The following is a 386-nucleotide window of genomic DNA, read 5'->3' as shown; positions in this document are numbered from 1 at the left end:
AGGCGTGGACGCTGCTCCAGGTCGGGTACGAGGCCGACTGGCCCGAGGAGCCCAACCCGGCGTTCGAGGCGGGGGACGTGAGCTCGTTCCTCCCGACGGCCGACTACGTGGTCCACCCGCCGCTCGGCAAGTGGATGATCGCCCTCGGCATGAGGTTCTTCGGCGGTGCCGAGAACCCGTGGACGTGGCGGATCGCGTCCGCGGTCGTCGGGGTGGTCGCCGTCGTGCTCGTGGCGCGGATCGCGCGACGGCTGTTCGCGTCGACCGCGATGGGGATCGTCGCGGGCGCGCTCATGGCCGTGGACGGCGAGGCGATCGTGCACTCGCGCACGGGCCTGCTCGACAACATGCTCATGATCTGGGTGCTCGTCGCGTTCGGGTGCCTG

General features: G+C 71.0%; 1 protein-coding gene. It reads left to right on the top strand.

Annotated features, from left to right (window positions below; translation table 11 throughout):
* Positions 1 to 386 (top strand): glycosyltransferase family 39 protein (locus G3I78_RS50665; protein WP_164437431.1); only part of this gene is annotated, 386 nt, incomplete at both ends.

It is taken from the genome of Streptomyces sp. SID13726, assembly GCF_010548375.1.
GTDB lineage: Bacteria > Actinomycetota > Actinomycetes > Streptomycetales > Streptomycetaceae > Streptomyces.
This window is presented reverse-complemented; position numbering and strand designations above follow the sequence as displayed.